Raw genomic sequence first — 15,645 nt, 5'->3', positions numbered from 1 at the left:
GAGGATTATATACCCAAGTGACTTTCAGGTGCGAACCTAACACCAAAATTCTGGGGCAAAGACCAACATACACCCCGATATTAACGCCGCCTTACTCCGCTCCTTTCACCAATCCAGGTTTCTCTCTCATACTTTTATAAAAATGATGATTCAAACCAAACAAAACTCATACATATCAATACTTTAATCCACCTCTTGGTTCGTCATTGGTTATTTTTAATCAAAAAATAACCGCAACAGCGAAAGTTTTCATTCACTCAACCTATCCTTTTAGGTGAGCACGTTATTGAAGACGGCTCTTTCTTTAATCAATTGATAATCCTAAGGACCTCCGTCCTTACAATGAGGAATTGACATGAAAAAGACTAATTTTGCTGTCGCTGCTGCTATTACCAGTCTGCTTGCTGTGGGTGCAACCACTTTGACGACAACGCCTGCCCAGGCTGCAGAAAAAGAGAAATGCTACGGTGTCGCAAAAGCGGGTAAAAACGACTGCGCAACGGCGACCAGTTCTTGTGCGGGTACATCAACCAAAGATGCCCAAAAAGATGCGTTTATCGTCGTGCCTCAAGGCCTATGTGACCGCCTGTCAGGCAGCGCTAAGTCGGCCTCTTAATCAGAGTAACGTCTTAATCGAAACAGGGGTTAGGCATGGAAAAAGTTTCTCCTTGGATTGGCGTGGGGCTAAGGCATCCACATCATGAGCACTTCATCAATAAATCCCCGGATATAGGATGGTTAGAAGTACACAGCGAGAACTTTTTCCAGCCTGATTCTGATGCTTTTCAGGCGTTAGATACCTTGCGACGCCAATATTCGATTAGCTGTCATGGCGTGGGTTTGTCATTAGGGTCAACCGACCCGATAAACCGCGACCACTTGCGTCGACTCAAACGATTAGTTGATGAGATCGATCCCTTATTCGTCTCTGAGCACCTCAGTTGGAGTTCGGTAAATGGCGAATATTTTAATGATTTACTGCCTCTTCCTTACACCGAAGAAGCACTGGATGTGTTTTGTGCCAATGTCGACATCACACAAGATCACCTCAGTCGACAGATTCTGGTGGAAAACCCATCGAGTTACTTGAGCTTTAACCACTCAACCATTCCTGAATGGGAGTTTCTGGCCGAAGTCGCCAGACGCACTGGCTGCGGATTGTTGCTCGATCTGAATAACGTGCATGTCAGTGCCTTTAATCATGGCTTTGACGCACAGCAATACTTAGCCGCTATTGATCCAGAGTGGGTGAAAGAAATCCATTTGGCAGGCTATGTCGTTAATCCGCTGCCCGAGGGTGAAATTTGGATTGATACTCACAGCCAGCCAGTTTCTGAGCCAGTATGGGCGCTTTATCATCAATGGATCGCCGCAAACGGGCCACGACACACCTTGATTGAGTGGGATAGAGACATTCCAACACCCGAGGTGCTGCTGGCGGAAGCGGCGAAAGCCGATGCCATCTTAAAGGCGCTATATTATGGCCCCTTGCGAGAGGTGGCATCATGACATCGCCAGACTTAGCCTCTCTGCAGCGACAGTTTAGTGACGCGCTGCACTATCAGCCGCACCAATTGCCGGTTGCTCAAGGCGTCACAGCACCCGATGCGCTATTGCAGGTTTATCGCAACAACTTCGTGATGACATTAACTGAATGCCTCGGCGTGGCTTACCCCGTGGTCAATGCACTGGTGGGTGAGGAGTGCTTTGCTGCCATTGCTCGCCAGCACGTGCTGACCACGCCAATGAATAATGCCTGTGCCGATCGTTATGGCGAAGGGTTTGACAAGACAATGACGTCATTGCCCAACATCATCGAAGCTGTCCCTTATCTTGCCGATATCGCGACACTAGAGTGGCATATTCAAACGGTCAGTCAGGCGACGATAACGAAAATGCCGTTTCCAGTGGAAGCCTTAGCGCTAGTGACACCTGAAGATTTTGGCAATATCCAGCTTCAGGTATCCCCCACAGCCAAAGTGATGCAAAGCCATTTCGCCATCTGCAGCATTTGGCAAGCAATCACCCATCATGATGAAGCGGCGCTGCAATCGCTTGACCCTCTTAATTCCGAGGCGACGCTCGTTCAACGCCGTCATAACACGCTAGAAATCACGTTGCTTGATGCCGAAGAAGCCACATTAATCGTCGCTTGCGAGCAATCGCCGTTTGGCAATATTGCTCCTCATTTATTGCAACACGTCGCCAGCGCCATGCAGCGTGGCGTGTTTACTGATTTTACTCTCGCTCACACGCCATAAGAAAAAAGGACATCGCGCATGCTTTCAGTTATTACCAAATTGGACGATATTTTTGCGTCCGCGCTCAAGCCCCTCGCTCCGGTATTGCTGCTGATCAGTCGTCTTTGGGTGGCATGGGTGTTTTTCCGTGCAGGGCAGACCAAAATCGCAAGCTGGGACAGTACGCTATACCTCTTTGAGTATGAATATCAGGTACCGGTATTGCCTTGGGAAATGGCGGCATACTTGGGGACGGCAGCGGAACTTATCCTGCCTGTATTTTTACTATTAGGTTTGTTAACTCGCCCAGCGGCTTTTGCACTGTTCGTTTTCAATATTGTCGCGGTTGTGTCTTACCCCGCCCTTTGGGATAAAGGCTTCTTCGACCACCAAATGTGGGGCGTGATGCTCTTAGTCACCACCGTGTGGGGGCCGGGCTTACTGGCACTCGACAATAAACTTAAACAGCGCGGGTGAGAGTCAAAAGCTGACTCAGATGGGAGATCTCCACATCCGGAAGTAATGTTGCATGCCGCTGCTTTGTCAGCGGCTGTTTTGTTTCGTTAATCCAGCACGCCTTAAATCCTGCCAGTTTCGCACCGCGCACATCCGCTTTTAAATGATCGCCAACATGCAAAATGTTCTCAGGATCAACATCCAGCAAGTGTTTCGCTTTAGTAAACATAGCCAAGTCAGGCTTGGCTTTCCCGTCAGGTCCGGCTTGCAGAACATGCATAAAATACGGCGTCAGCCCCAGCCGATCACAATCAACATTGCCATTGGTGATCGCCAAAAGTGGGTAATTTGCCGCTAATGCCGCTAAGGTTTCAATGGCTTCATCTGGCACGGAAAAGTTGCTGCGCTCGAAAAGAAAGAATTCAACGGCGTCATTGGCAAGTTGTTGCGCTGCAAAGTCGCTCAGACCACAGCGAGTGGCGGCAAATTTGATCTGCGCTCGTCGAATCTCTGTGACAAACCCTACCAAGCGAGGATCTTGCTCCATCACCTGCTGGCGAATGTCCTGCCATAACGCCCAGCTAAATGCTTCCATCGGCGGGCAATGCGAGGCTAGCCAATCCAGCAACTGTTGCTCTGCGCGTACAATCACCACACGGTTGTCGTACAAGGTATCATCCAGATCAAAGGTCAGTGCTGAGACGGGTTGCCATCTGCGGTAAAACTTCATGCGCGTTCCTCTACTCGTTCCGTTGCCTGTATTCACTCGATCACAGTGCTCACCAGATCAAGATCTGGGGGGGGGCTAATCGCTTTTTCGTTTACGCGCTCTGGGATGCGCTGCATCGTAGACTTTGGCAAGATGCTGGAAGTCCAAATGGGTATAGACCTGTGTCGTCGACAAGTCTGCATGCCCCAGCAACTCTTGAACAGCGCGCAGATCACCGGATGACTCCAACATATGCGTTGCAAAGCTATGTCTGAGTTTGTGCGGATTAATGTGGCTATTCACCGCTTGCTTTTGTCCCCACTCAGCCATACGTTTTTGTACGCTTCGCGCCGAGATTCGGCTTCCTAATTTAGAAATAAACAGTGCATTTTCTGGTCCTTTCAACAACAGATTGCGCACTTTTATCCAATTAATCAGCCACTCTTTGGCCATGCCAGTAAACGGGACGATACGTTCTTTATCGCCCTTACCGATGACGCGAAGATCGCCTTTTCGTACCGCCACATCTCGAAGATTTAGGCCGGTAAGCTCAGATAAACGTAGCCCCGCACCATACATCAACTCCATCATGGCGCGATCGCGCACCGCTAAGGGGTCGTCAGAATCGACAGAAAGCAGTTGGTTGATTTCATCCACATCAAGATTTTTTGGCAAGGTGCGCCCTTGTTTTGGCGCTGCCACACCTTTGGCTGGATTTGCACCCAAAGCACCATCGACAATCATAAAATCAAAGAAACTACGAAGAGCAGATAAACGCAGAGCAATGCTGCCCGGCTTTAGGCGTTCACGCTTGGCTTGCGAGGCAATTTGACGCACCCAGCCGGCATCGACATCCTGCCATTGAGTCACACCCGAATCCTGCAAAAATGTGGCGCAAGCGGTCAATTGTTGACGGTAATTAGATTCGGTATAGCGACTTAAGCCCCGCTCACGAATCATGTAATCAAAAAATCGCGCCAGTGGTTTTTCCAAGGCCGACAGCAGGCTCATTCGTCTGACTGCCACTTGGTAAGAAGAATAGCGATGTGCTCTGCAATTTGCTCAACAAACAGGGTGTCCATGCTGGGCTGAAAGTGTCCGCCATCTTTGCTGGCAAACGACAAAAAGCCTAGCTCTTTCCCCTTGTAAACAGGTACTAATGCATAAGAGCCTAGCTCTGGTGCGTGACTAACAAATAGTTCACCATCGGCTTTACGAAGACGACCCAAGTAAACATGCTGACCGCAAAAATGCGCCGCTTTTATTGCGTCGACACTTTTTTTGTTCAAGGCATGATGACCAACATCGTAAAAACGCAAGCTAACTGAGAGCTGCAGCGACGAGGCTAAAGTACGTAACGCCTGATGAATATCCTGCTCACGACTGGCGGCAAACAAAGCTTTGTGCGCCTGCGAGAAAGCACGAAACAGGTTTTCATTCCCTGCAGCAATGCTCATCAATTGGGTGATGTCTTCTTCTAGTTCAGCCACGCGTTCGCGTAATCGGCTTAGCTGAATTTCAACCAAGGAAACCGCGCCACGTTGTGGATGAGAGAGTCGAAGTTGCTCCAGCAATTTAAGCTGGCTAAGAAAAAAGTCAGGATTGTCTTTCAAATAGCTGGCCACGGCATCGTCGGTAAGCGCTTTTGCCAGTGGCCCTTCGAGCTTGGAAAGCTCCGTCATACTGTTATTTGTCCATCATAAACATGTGAAGCTGGGCCGGACATATGCAAAGCATGTCCCGGACCACGCCAACGAATGTGTAGATCGCCGCCTGGCAATTGCACGCGTACAGACTCATCAAGCAAGCCTTGTGCAATGCCGACAGCCACCGCTGCGCAGGCACCGCTGCCACAAGCTTGGGTCTCACCTGCGCCGCGCTCATAAACGCGAAGACGAATTTCACTGCGTGATACCACCTGCATGAAACCTGCATTGACACGCTCAGGAAAGCGCTCATGGGATTCCACCAACGGGCCCAAGGTGTCAACATCGGCCGTATCCACATCGTCAACCACTGTGACACAGTGTGGATTACCCATACTGACTGCGCCAACAAACAAGGTTTTATCGCCTACACGTAAAATATAGGTTTTTTCTTCTGTGTTTGCGCGGAAGGGAATTTTTGATGGTTCCCAAACAGGCTCGCCCATATTGACCGTGACCTGATCGTCACCATCAATATTGAGTACAATTTTACCCGACTTAGTGCTGACTTGGATTTGATGTTTATTGGTCAGCCCTTTCATGCGAACAAAACGAGCAAAGCAGCGCGCGCCGTTGCCGCACTGCTCGACTTCACTGCTGTCAGCATTGAAAATCCGATAGTGAAAATCACTCTCCGGATCATAAGGTGGCTCGACCACCAAAAGCTGATCAAAACCCACACCGGTGTTTCTGTCCGCCAAACGACGGATCATGTCCGGGGAGAAATACGCATTTTGCGTCACGCAATCAACCACCATAAAGTCGTTGCCGAGACCATGCATTTTCGAGAATTGTATCTGCATCCGGTTCCTTTATTCAGGCAAAACCTGTTCTAACTGCCACAGTGATTCCAGTGGCTCTCTCTGACGTACCAGATGGGCTTGCTCACCGTCCACCATCACTTCGGCAGCACGGCTACGCGTATTGTAGTTCGATGACATCACAAAGCCGTATGCCCCTGATGAACGCACAGCAAGCAAGTCACCAGCTTCCAACACCAAGGAACGGTCTTTGCCTAAGTAGTCGCCTGTTTCACACACAGGGCCAACCAAATCATAGGTTTTGCCTTCCCCGTCGCGCGGACGAAGCGGCACAATGTCTTGCCATGCTTGATACAACGCAGGGCGCAGTAAATCGTTCATCGCCGCATCAATGATGGCAAAATTCTTCTCGGCGTTGTGCTTGAGAAATTCAACTTTTGTGACCAATACACCAGCGTTGGCGGCAATGGCACGACCCGGTTCAAACACCAACTCTATGTCTTGATGATTGTCGAGACGATCTAGTAAGGCCTTGGCGTAGTCAGATGGCTCAGGTGGCTTTTCATCGTGATAAGTCACGCCCAATCCACCACCAACATCAAGATGAGTAATGTTAATACCATCTTCACGCAGTGCATCAATCAGCCCCAAAAGGCGATCGGTAGATTCAATAAATGGCGCCAGATCCGTTAACTGAGAGCCGATATGACAATCGATACCGTGTACGTCCAGATTTGGCAAGCCATGGGCGTAATGGTAAACCTCACGCGCACGGTCGAATGCAATACCGAACTTGTTTTCTTTAAGACCGGTTGAAATATATGGGTGGGTTTTGGCGTCTACGTCCGGGTTAATACGCAAGCTAACAGGTGCGACTTTACCGAGTTCACCCGCCACTTGATTCAATCGATCAAGTTCAGCTTCCGATTCCACGTTGAAACACTTAATACCCAACGACAGTGCACGCGCCATTTCTGGGGCAGTTTTACCCACACCAGAGAAAACCACTTTAGCCGGATCGCCACCCGCTGCAAGCACACGCTCTAGCTCGCCTTGGGAAACGATGTCAAACCCTGAGCCTAAACGAGCAAGCACATTGAGCACACCCAAGTTGCTGTTCGCCTTCACGGCATAGCAAATCAGGTGTGGATGATCGCCAACTGCATTATTAAACGCATGCCAATGACGCTCTAGCGTCGCACGAGAATAAACGTACAGCGGGGTGCCATAGTCTTGTGCCAACTGTGCCAAAGGCAGGTCTTCTGCCCAAAGCTGTCCGTCATCCTGATAATTGAAGTAATCCAACGTTGTCCTTCCCTGTCCGATATATTATGGCTGATCAGTTCCCTGAGCTTGCGTATCCTGTGTGTTTCCCGTTTCTGCTGGCGCACTGTTTTGCGCTGGCGCGTCTTCGGGAAAATAGAGTGGGCCTTGTTGGCCACATGCAGACAGCAAGGTAATTGCGGCCAGCACAACAAGTTTCAGGGTTGTTCGCATCATTTATGCCAGTGATCCAAAAGTTAATGCCCTCTATAATCGCATCAACACACTGAAAAGCAATAGGACGGAATACAATGAACACCAGTGAATACCATGAACTTGTCGACGCAGAATGGATGGCCATCGAGGAAGGTATCGATGAATGCGGTGCAGATATCGATTACGAAACATCTGGTAATGTTCTGACACTGGATTTTGAAGACCGCACTCAGATCATCATTAATCGTCAAGAGCCGATGTCAGAGATCTGGCTGGCGTCGAAATCCGGAGGCTTCCACTTCGCTTATAAAGAAGGAAAATGGCTGTGTAGCAAGACAGGCGTTGAGTTTAGCGAAATGGTCAAGCAAGAATGCCGCAAACAATCTGGCGAAGAGGTCAATTGGTAGAGCGCGCATTGCTTACGCACTAAATCAAGACTCACAAACGCAACGTCGCTGAAAGCCATTAGGTTTTCAGCGACGTTTGTGTCGGTACGTTTAGGCTTACAATTTAACGAGAAGCAACCTGTGCTGGCTCACCGCGCGTCTCTGCGCCACGTTGCCACTGGCGATCACTCTTATACGGGATCACCTGCGCCCGACCATCAGCCTGATGGATGATGTCGTAAAACTGAGGTAAGTTGAAATTAACGGCTTGGCCACTAAAGCTCACTTTTTCCTGAGATGATGTGTAGAAGCGGTTCACGCCTTGCACCATTTCTTCTTTATCGCCACTGCATTGACGATACATTTCTACGCGATTATTTTCGTCCAACACATAAATATTGAACCCTTCGCTGCAATCTTCGAAGAAAAACTGGATTATACCTTCACTAGCATACGCATCGACCACTTCTGGCGGATGTATTTCTCCCTCTTTATCCAACACCACCAAGGGCGATCCCGTGATCTTGTTGGTTGAGATAGAACGATAAAAATCCACCGAGTTCTCAAGTTTTTGTACCGACACGCCGCGTCGCTCAAAGAACAATCCGAAGGTTTGATCAGCCACACGAATCGCTTTAAAACGACGACGTTTTTCCTGATCGATAGGCTTTAATCGCATATCAATACATTCTGCCACCAACTGATACACCAAATTACGGATCAAGCCGCGCATTTTTCCAGCGTAGCAAAACACGTCGACAGACTCGGGGGGAATCGCATCTTGGTGCATCTTGCCTAGTAGCGTCTTAAGCACATCCAGCATGGCGTTATCACCCTTAAAATTCAGGGTACGCACTTCATTCCAGCTGTTGCGGTAAACCAAATCAACGCTACCCACCAAGCATTGCTGCTCAGCACCGTAGCTGAAAATGTCTGTGTTTTTGAAATCGAATCGAACTGACGGCTGCTTCAATTCAGAAGTAGGATCGTGCTCAAGGTTGATGAACAGCGCCAGTTTGCGGATTTCACAAGGGCTCGACAACGCCTGCAATGATGGATGCGGTCGACGTACCGAGAAGGTATTTCGCATGTCACTCACCAGCTGATACAACTTGTCGATGTCGACTTCACTGGTACGTGCGACGGAATGCAGGCAAGTCGATTCAGTGAGCATGCCATTGAAATACGCCCAAGCAACAAGCTTGGACAAGTAACGGTTGTGCTCTAGTGGCGCGCGACCAATGATGTCGACAGGTTTAAGTGATTGCTTATACAAATACCAACCCGGCGGATTGTTGCGCCCTTCCGGCACTTGAATCAAGGTCAGGTTAGGTTCGTGCAAATCCGGCGATAATTGAGGATTAAGCAAGGTCACTTTACCCGGCAACACCTCAAATGCAGCGTACAGCTTACGCGCCAAAATACTGATATCTTCAGGACTAATCGCAGAAGTAATGTCATTGCGACGCGCAAAGCGGATCAGGTTGCGATAGCTCAGCATCAAAGCTTCTAACAGCTCGTTATGCGCCTCTTTAACCTCTTCCACCTTCCAGTTACGGCGATTATCCAGACGTGCAATATCGTCTTGCGTCCAACCCCATTCACGGGTCAATACGCACAACACTTCACGGCGCCATGGCACGGAGCCTGGGCCCGGTTCACGGGTCAGTTTTTCATGGGTTTTGAGGTAAAAACAGCGACGCACCAAATCGAGACGACGGTGATCGTCAATGCGTTCGAGGTAACGCGTGACTTTCTCCAACATCAGATAGTAAGCATCAGATTGATACACATCCACCATACCGGAGAAGAAACGGCGCTTACCGTCAACACTAAGAAGCTGCGTGCCTGGGTATTCCCAAGAATACGCTTCAAGCAAAATCGCTTTCAATACCGACTTATACGGGGAGTCGATACTTTTATACAGTTGCCAAAGGCTGGAGCCAAAATACTCTTCTGCTGGGATCGACGGCAATCCGCCAAAATCGACCCAGTCATCACGACGAAGCGCACCGCTAGCGATCATCTCACCCACGTATTCTTCGTAGCAGTTTTCCATCTCTGGCGGCACCAAATACCACAGCAGTTGCTGACCAGCTAGGTGCAAGGCAGAGCGATAAAATTCATCAAGTAAGAGATAGTGTTGACTGGAGCCACAGTTATCAGACGTCATTTCCTGCGCGAGGTTTTGACGGAAACGCTGCTCACACATCACGAAGAAGTTCACTTCTACGCCTTGTGCCATTGCCCAATCAGAAATCAGCGAGCACTTAGCATCGAGCATTGAGCGCTCTTCTTCACTCACCCACTGTTGCACACAAACCCAAATATCCAGATCGCTGCTCAGGCTTTGCCCCATCGACGCGGTGCTGCCCATAGAGAACATCCCTTTAATCGGGAAATCTTTAGAAATGGGTTTTTCCGGCGCAGACGTATTCGATGCCAATGCACAATCATTGACAAAATCTTGATGAATATCTGAAAGGGTAAAGCTGGCAATGCCGTGAACAACACTGCGCTCGAGGTAGCCAGGAACGGCAGGATGGTTAAAGTGCAGCAAAGCAGGTAATACGTTAAACACGTTAACGGCCTGAGAATGCATAGCGCTTCGTGCGCGCTCCAATCGTACTCGATTGAAGGCATTAAGACGCTCTATTTGCTGATCAATATAGTTTTGCAAGATTAACATCCAAAGTTGCCGACATCCTAGTCAACGAAACAGGCCTCAACGAAATACCACTGCGAGTCCCATGGATAAAAACGTGATCAATCTAACAGTTTTTACTCGGAGCGTAAAGCAAGCAACGACACAACATATTTGCTAAACATCGCTCACTATCTGAACGAAACTGTGAGACACACAACGCTTTATCTCAAATTTGATTCGAAATAAGGTGAACCAAGTAGTATTTCACACCCTACAACGACCCTTATTATTTGATCCATATCACACAGGATAGTCTATGGTGCAAAGCTTCGCACATTTTAGACGCCGCTTTCTCTGCCCTATTGCTATGCATTTCCATAACAAGCCCTCCATCCCTTGCACTTCACGTTCACTGTCCTCGTTAATCACTGACGCCAATCACCGAAACAACCCATCTAAGTGATACGACGAATCACAGGGCATCACACGTACCGACTGACTTCTGAAATCCTGCATCTTGAGGTGGTTTGGCAATGAGAAGCGGTGATACGATTAGCGTATGCAAATCACATGGAACCCACTATGAATTCAACGCCCCTACGCATCGCGACTCGCAAAAGCCCATTGGCGCTTTGGCAGGCCGAATATGTTAAAGCTGCTCTCGAGAATACACACCCCGGTCTGGTGGTTGAGTTGGTGCCAATGGTGACCAAGGGCGACATTATTCTGGATACGCCACTCGCGAAAGTGGGCGGCAAAGGCCTGTTCGTAAAAGAACTAGAACAAGCCATGCTGGAAGGACGTGCTGATATCGCCGTTCACTCAATGAAAGATGTCCCTGTCGAATTTCCACAAGGGCTGGGACTCGTCACTATCTGTGAACGTGGTGATCCACGTGATGCTTTTGTTTCTAACACGTATTCGAGTATCAGCGATCTGCCACAAGGCGCGATTGTCGGTACATCGAGCTTGCGTCGTCAGTGCCAACTGCGTGAGATGCGCCCCGACCTCGTGGTTAACGATCTACGCGGTAACGTGGGGACACGTCTGGGTAAACTCGATAACGGTGAATATGACGCCATCATCCTTGCTGCGGCTGGTTTGAAGCGCCTTGGACTGCATGACCGTATTCGCAATGAAATCGAACCCGAAGAAATCCTGCCTGCAGTTGGACAAGGCGCCGTCGGCATTGAATGTCGACTTGACGATGAGCGTGTTCGTGCTTTGCTCGAGCCACTTGCTGATGCAAACACCACCTATCGCGTATTGTGCGAGCGTGCCATGAACAATCGCCTACAAGGTGGTTGTCAGGTACCTATCGGCAGTTATTCTGAAATTCAAGGCGATCAAATCTATTTGCGCGCTTTGGTTGGCGAGCCAGACGGCAGCGAAATCATTCGTGGTGAAGTCACAGGGCCGCTAGAGAAAGCCGAAGAATTGGGAACAGGCCTTGCAGAGCGATTGCTGGCAGAAGGCGCACGCCCGATTCTTGAAAAGTTGTATCAGGACGAAATATGACGGTCGTGGTCGTCCGTCCGGCACCTGCCTGTTATGCGCTGGTCGACAGCCTCAACCAAGCAGGAATAAAGGCGCTGCCCGCGCCTTTGTTATCTTTTTCAGCCGGCGCCGACCTCCCGACACTTCGCGATACCCTAACCACACTGCCTAACGGCAGTGTGGTTGTCGCTGTCAGCCCACGCGCTGTCGAATATGCGCAATTGCACTTAAACGAACATCATACCCAATGGCGCTCAGACCTACATTTCGTTGCTGTGGGCGAAAAAACAGCCTCTGTTTGGCGCGAACTGAGCAATATTGATGCGATGCAGCCCCCGAGCGAAGACAGTGAAGGCATGTTATCCCTGCCCGTTTTTTCAAAAACAACATCGTTATCTGTGCTGATTTTACGCGGCAATGGCGGGCGAGCCTTATTGGGAGATACGCTCATTCAAAGTGGTGCCAAGGTGCGCTATTTTGAAGCCTATCAACGACACTGGAACGCAGACGATTTATCATCATTAGCCAAACAATGGCGGGCAGACGGCGTCGACACCTTTGTCGTCACCAGTGGTGAACAACTTTCACTTTTATGCCAGACAATCTCAGAGTGTGACCAGCAATGGTTACGAGAATGCCATATACTGGTGCCAAGCAAACGGATTTACAATCAAGCAATTGGCCTTGGCTTTTCGGCAATTAACTGCGTAAACAGCGCCTCCAATGACTCGCTGCTGCGCGCTTTATACGAGATGAACAACTCGGGACATTCGGATGACAGACAAGAATAAACCTTCAGGCACGGAGAAAGACACAGCGGCGCCAGCATCCTCAAAAGACACGGCAACGAATGCGTCTGACAAAGCCACCAGCTCTCCTTCTCATACAGATACTAAAGTGTCTGATAAGACTCAAGCAGGCGATAAACCTTCTGTGGCACCGTCTTCTTCAGCAAAAGAAACCCAACCTGCTAAGCCTTCAAAACCCACCGCCTCTGCACCTGTGAAAGAAAAGAAAGGCGGGCGTGGATTGGCTGTACTTGCCATTGTGCTGGTTATTGCACTGGGCGCGGGTCTTTACTACCACGGGCATCAGCAATCAATGCAATACAACGCAGGTATTGCCACACTAAGTTCTCAGGTTTCTGAACTGAAAACGGCGCTGGAAGACAGTGACAAACAAGCACAAGCTGCGGTGCAAAAAGCCACGCAAGATACACAAGTGCTGATCGACCAGCAGGGCAAAACCATTGCCAGTTTGCAATCGGCTTTGGCTGACGTGAAAGGTCGCCGTCCTAATGACTGGTTACTAGCAGAAGCGAACTATTTAGTTAACCAAGCAGGCCGTCAATTATGGCTGCAACATGACGTGCTGACCGCAACAACCTTGATGGAAAATGCAGACCAACGCATTGCAGAGTTGAATGACCCGTCGCTGACGCCACTGCGCCAAGCCATGGCAAAAGACATTCAACAGCTGAAAGCGATTAAGCGCATCGACCGTGACGGCATCGTACTCAGACTGAACAGCTTGCAACAAGAAGTGGATAAACTGCCACTGGCTAATGCGATCATTCCTGAAGGCGAAGCGGTTGTCCCAGAGACAGTTTCAGATAACGTCGATGATTGGCAGCAAAACCTTAAAGCGTCACTGAGCGATTTTGTGAGTCAGTTTATTACCTACCGTAAACGCGATGGTGATGTCGTACCGCTTCTCACCCCTGCGCAAACCTTCTATTTGCAAGAAAACCTCAAAGCCAAACTGGATCAGGCTATCACCGCGGTGTATCGCCAAAATGGTCGTCTGTATGCGGAATCGTTAAAAGCGGCGGAAGAATGGGCCGAGCGTTTCTATAACCAAGACGCCAAGATCACCGAAAGCTTTGTCAGCACGCTAAAAGCACTGAGCCAGCAAACCATTGCGGTGAGCTATCCAGAAGCATTGGAAAGCCAGCTACTTATCAGCGACTTGTTAGCCGATCGCCTACGGCGCGACCTTGCGCCGCTGTCGACGGGGGAGAGCAGCCAATGATCAAAATCCTCCTATTAGTTATCGCACTGATCGCAGGTTTGATTGTTGGTCCTGATTTGGCCGGTAATCAAGGTTATGTGCTGATCTCTGCCGCAAATCAAACCATCGAAATGAGTCTGACTACATTGGTTATCGTGGTCATTGCTGCATTTGCTGCCTTGTTCATTCTCGAGTTTCTCATTCGCAAATTGTTTTCGTTTTCGAACTCAACCCGTGGCTGGTTTTCTGGCCGTAAAAGCAAAAAGGCGCGCACCTTAACTAACCAAGGTTTGGTCAAATTGCTGGAAGGAGACTGGAAACAAGCGGAGAAATTGGTGGTAAAGGGTGCAAACTGCAGTGATGCGCCGCTGCTTAATTACTTAGCCGCCGCAGAAGCAGCGCAGGGCCGTGGCGATGTGGAAAACCGCGATCGCTACCTGCAACAAGCCTCTGATTTTGGCACTGACAGCCTAGCTACCTCACTGACTCGTGCAAAACTTCAATACCGTCAGGGCCAATACGAAGAAGCACTGGCAAGCATGCAAGGCTTGTTAGATGCGAACCCGCGTAATGCCATCTTGCTCAATCTGCTTAAAGATACCTATCTACAACTGCAAGATTGGCAAGCATTGCTTCGCCTGTTGCCGTCACTGAAACGTGTGAAAGCCATTTCTGACGCAGATGCGACCAAACTGGAGCTAAAAGCTGAATGCGGCTTGATGGCCCATATCGCGACACAAAAGGGCAGTGATGGCCTTCTGGCGCATTGGAATAGCCTGTCGCGTGCAGCGCGTCAGCAAACACCGCTGATCGCCTGCTTAGTCAAACAATTGATTGCACGTCACGCCGATTCTGAAGCCTATGTCATTTTACGAGAAAATCTTAAGAAGCATCCTGATGAAACCTTGATTGGTCTCGTGCCTGAGTTGTCATTGCCTGACTATCACCCAGCGATTTTGAAGTTGCAGGATCTGTTGCGCTACAACGAGAGTAATCCGATCACACACAGCGCATTGGGTCAGTTGTATTTCCGCGAAGGAAAATGGGCAGAAGCTCGTCAGCATTTTGAAAAAGCGCTCAATATTCGTGCAGATGTGACCGACTATGCATGGCTGGTTGATACGCTTGAAAAGCTCAATGAATCAGGCGAAGCCAATCACCTCTCACGTGAAGCATTGAAACTCGCGCTACCTCACAAAGAATGAAACATTTTGCGCACAAAAAAACGCCCGAGCGGGCGTTTTTTTATTCACAAAATCCACTCAAAGCCGTAAAAACAACCCATTATGTTTCAATTCGTTAATAATCATTAAGGGCTATTTACCAGCCATTGTTAAGACAAAGTAGCTGGTATCAAATAGGAAGGTAAAATTTTGATGTCAAAAACCTTTATTTGAAAGTGAGCCCGTTGAATCATGGATATGTTACCTTGGATCATTGTGTCAGGCCTGATGGTTTCTGTTGTTACCGGTCTACTGACAGTTCTGCTGGTAAAAGGCATGGAGTAACTCTCTGCCTACTACCAATAACGCCTCCGCTTGGAGGCGTTTTTGTTTTCAGCATCTGACGATGCTGAACCAAAGATATCAAATGTTAAAAGAAGACATATGCCGCTTCAGGGCTTAAGCTCAATCGGCTTACAGAGGACTTTTTTTGTGTTAGCCACCCGTGCACACTTTCGACACACATAATCGGGGGCTGTGACCAGTTTAGCTAACGCTACCATGTCTTTTTCAATGTCTTTACTTTTCCAA

General features: G+C 49.1%; 16 protein-coding genes. 9 read left to right on the top strand and 7 right to left on the bottom strand.

All coding sequences use genetic code 11. From position 1 onward, the window contains the following. Positions 1-355 precede the first annotated feature (355 nt). From ACED36_RS16570 to ACED36_RS16555, 4 genes are read left to right on the top strand one after another with little or no spacing between them, the layout of a single operon-like run. Positions 356-616: a DUF2282 domain-containing protein gene (locus ACED36_RS16570; protein WP_016959479.1), complete on the top strand. Its 261-nt coding sequence runs from the start codon at positions 356-358 to the stop codon at positions 614-616. A 35-nt stretch (positions 617-651) separates the two neighbouring features. Further along, complete coding sequence (locus ACED36_RS16565; protein ID WP_371733549.1) at positions 652-1,509, top strand: DUF692 domain-containing protein; 858 nt, start codon at positions 652-654, stop codon at positions 1,507-1,509. Continuing rightward, positions 1,506-2,261 (top strand): DNA-binding domain-containing protein, encoded by a 756-nt coding sequence (locus tag ACED36_RS16560; protein ID WP_016959481.1) that lies wholly within the window; start codon positions 1,506-1,508, stop codon positions 2,259-2,261. The genes ACED36_RS16565 and ACED36_RS16560 overlap by 4 nt, the downstream gene beginning before the upstream one ends. Positions 2,262-2,279: 18 nt before the next feature. Then, complete coding sequence (locus ACED36_RS16555) at positions 2,280-2,717, top strand: DoxX family protein (RefSeq protein WP_017005008.1); 438 nt, start codon at positions 2,280-2,282, stop codon at positions 2,715-2,717. Here ACED36_RS16555 and yigB read toward each other — a convergent pair. The 6 genes from yigB to ACED36_RS16525 form a co-directional block, all read right to left on the bottom strand. Continuing rightward, positions 2,701-3,426, bottom strand: coding sequence for a 5-amino-6-(5-phospho-D-ribitylamino)uracil phosphatase YigB (gene yigB, locus ACED36_RS16550; RefSeq protein WP_016959483.1), 726 nt, complete (start codon positions 3,424-3,426; stop codon positions 2,701-2,703). The genes ACED36_RS16555 and yigB overlap by 17 nt on opposite strands. Before the next feature lie 75 nt (positions 3,427-3,501). Next, positions 3,502-4,416 (bottom strand): tyrosine recombinase XerC, encoded by a 915-nt coding sequence (gene xerC / locus ACED36_RS16545; protein ID WP_016959484.1) that lies wholly within the window; start codon positions 4,414-4,416, stop codon positions 3,502-3,504. Further along, positions 4,413-5,087 (bottom strand): DUF484 family protein, encoded by a 675-nt coding sequence (locus ACED36_RS16540; protein ID WP_016959485.1) that lies wholly within the window; start codon positions 5,085-5,087, stop codon positions 4,413-4,415. Before ACED36_RS16540 ends, xerC begins: the two co-directional genes overlap by 4 nt. Further along, positions 5,084-5,914 (bottom strand): diaminopimelate epimerase, encoded by an 831-nt coding sequence (dapF, locus tag ACED36_RS16535; protein ID WP_016959486.1) that lies wholly within the window; start codon positions 5,912-5,914, stop codon positions 5,084-5,086. The genes ACED36_RS16540 and dapF overlap by 4 nt, the downstream gene beginning before the upstream one ends. A gap of 9 nt (positions 5,915-5,923) precedes the next feature. Then, complete coding sequence (lysA, locus tag ACED36_RS16530) at positions 5,924-7,177, bottom strand: diaminopimelate decarboxylase (RefSeq protein WP_016959487.1); 1,254 nt, start codon at positions 7,175-7,177, stop codon at positions 5,924-5,926. Positions 7,178-7,201: 24 nt separating this feature from the next. After that, positions 7,202-7,372: a lipoprotein gene (locus tag ACED36_RS16525; RefSeq protein WP_016959488.1), complete on the bottom strand. Its 171-nt coding sequence runs from the start codon at positions 7,370-7,372 to the stop codon at positions 7,202-7,204. Between the two features lie 74 nt (positions 7,373-7,446). Here ACED36_RS16525 and cyaY point away from each other — a divergent pair, with 74 nt between their 5' ends. Further along, positions 7,447-7,758: an iron donor protein CyaY gene (gene cyaY, locus ACED36_RS16520; RefSeq protein WP_016959489.1), complete on the top strand. Its 312-nt coding sequence runs from the start codon at positions 7,447-7,449 to the stop codon at positions 7,756-7,758. 103 nt (positions 7,759-7,861) lie between these two features. On the opposite strand, the gene ACED36_RS16515 is transcribed toward cyaY, so the two are convergent. After that, complete coding sequence (locus ACED36_RS16515) at positions 7,862-10,426, bottom strand: class I adenylate cyclase (protein WP_016959490.1); 2,565 nt, start codon at positions 10,424-10,426, stop codon at positions 7,862-7,864. A gap of 540 nt (positions 10,427-10,966) precedes the next feature. On the opposite strand from ACED36_RS16515, the gene hemC reads away from it, so the two are divergent. The 4 genes from hemC to ACED36_RS16495 are packed head-to-tail and all read left to right on the top strand — an operon-like array spanning position 10,967 to position 15,096. Beyond that, positions 10,967-11,902: a hydroxymethylbilane synthase gene (hemC, locus tag ACED36_RS16510; RefSeq protein WP_016959491.1), complete on the top strand. Its 936-nt coding sequence runs from the start codon at positions 10,967-10,969 to the stop codon at positions 11,900-11,902. Continuing rightward, positions 11,899-12,672 carry a uroporphyrinogen-III synthase gene (locus ACED36_RS16505; RefSeq protein ID WP_016959492.1) on the top strand — a complete coding sequence of 258 codons (774 nt, stop codon included), beginning with the start codon at positions 11,899-11,901 and terminating at the stop codon, positions 12,670-12,672. The genes hemC and ACED36_RS16505 overlap by 4 nt, the downstream gene beginning before the upstream one ends. Beyond that, a complete protein-coding gene (locus ACED36_RS16500) occupies positions 12,656-13,912 on the top strand; it encodes a uroporphyrinogen-III C-methyltransferase (RefSeq protein ID WP_016959493.1) in 1,257 nt (418 codons plus the stop codon). The genes ACED36_RS16505 and ACED36_RS16500 overlap by 17 nt, the downstream gene beginning before the upstream one ends. Then, complete coding sequence (locus tag ACED36_RS16495) at positions 13,909-15,096, top strand: heme biosynthesis HemY N-terminal domain-containing protein (RefSeq protein WP_016959494.1); 1,188 nt, start codon at positions 13,909-13,911, stop codon at positions 15,094-15,096. The genes ACED36_RS16500 and ACED36_RS16495 overlap by 4 nt, the downstream gene beginning before the upstream one ends. Positions 15,097-15,645 lie beyond the last annotated feature (549 nt).

The organism is Enterovibrio sp. FF113, assembly GCF_041439165.1.
In the GTDB taxonomy this organism is placed as follows: Bacteria; Pseudomonadota; Gammaproteobacteria; order Enterobacterales; family Vibrionaceae; genus Enterovibrio; species Enterovibrio norvegicus_A.
This window is presented reverse-complemented; position numbering and strand designations above follow the sequence as displayed.

Excerpts from the sequence above, each read along its gene's own strand:
- ACED36_RS16570 (WP_016959479.1), top strand. The coding sequence starts at position 356 with ATGAAAAAGACTAATTTTGCTGTCGCTGCTGCTATTACCAGTCTGCTT.
- ACED36_RS16565 (WP_371733549.1), top strand. The coding sequence starts at position 652 with ATGGAAAAAGTTTCTCCTTGGATTGGCGTGGGGCTAAGGCATCCACAT.
- ACED36_RS16560 (WP_016959481.1), top strand. The coding sequence starts at position 1,506 with ATGACATCGCCAGACTTAGCCTCTCTGCAGCGACAGTTTAGTGACGCG.
- ACED36_RS16555 (WP_017005008.1), top strand. The coding sequence starts at position 2,280 with ATGCTTTCAGTTATTACCAAATTGGACGATATTTTTGCGTCCGCGCTC.
- yigB (WP_016959483.1), bottom strand. The coding sequence starts at position 3,426 with ATGAAGTTTTACCGCAGATGGCAACCCGTCTCAGCACTGACCTTTGAT.
- xerC (WP_016959484.1), bottom strand. The coding sequence starts at position 4,416 with ATGAGCCTGCTGTCGGCCTTGGAAAAACCACTGGCGCGATTTTTTGAT.
- ACED36_RS16540 (WP_016959485.1), bottom strand. The coding sequence starts at position 5,087 with ATGACGGAGCTTTCCAAGCTCGAAGGGCCACTGGCAAAAGCGCTTACC.
- dapF (WP_016959486.1), bottom strand. The coding sequence starts at position 5,914 with ATGCAGATACAATTCTCGAAAATGCATGGTCTCGGCAACGACTTTATG.
- ACED36_RS16525 (WP_016959488.1), bottom strand. The coding sequence starts at position 7,372 with ATGATGCGAACAACCCTGAAACTTGTTGTGCTGGCCGCAATTACCTTG.
- cyaY (WP_016959489.1), top strand. The coding sequence starts at position 7,447 with ATGAACACCAGTGAATACCATGAACTTGTCGACGCAGAATGGATGGCC.
- ACED36_RS16515 (WP_016959490.1), bottom strand. The coding sequence starts at position 10,426 with ATGTTAATCTTGCAAAACTATATTGATCAGCAAATAGAGCGTCTTAAT.
- hemC (WP_016959491.1), top strand. The coding sequence starts at position 10,967 with ATGAATTCAACGCCCCTACGCATCGCGACTCGCAAAAGCCCATTGGCG.
- ACED36_RS16505 (WP_016959492.1), top strand. The coding sequence starts at position 11,899 with ATGACGGTCGTGGTCGTCCGTCCGGCACCTGCCTGTTATGCGCTGGTC.
- ACED36_RS16500 (WP_016959493.1), top strand. The coding sequence starts at position 12,656 with ATGACAGACAAGAATAAACCTTCAGGCACGGAGAAAGACACAGCGGCG.
- ACED36_RS16495 (WP_016959494.1), top strand. The coding sequence starts at position 13,909 with ATGATCAAAATCCTCCTATTAGTTATCGCACTGATCGCAGGTTTGATT.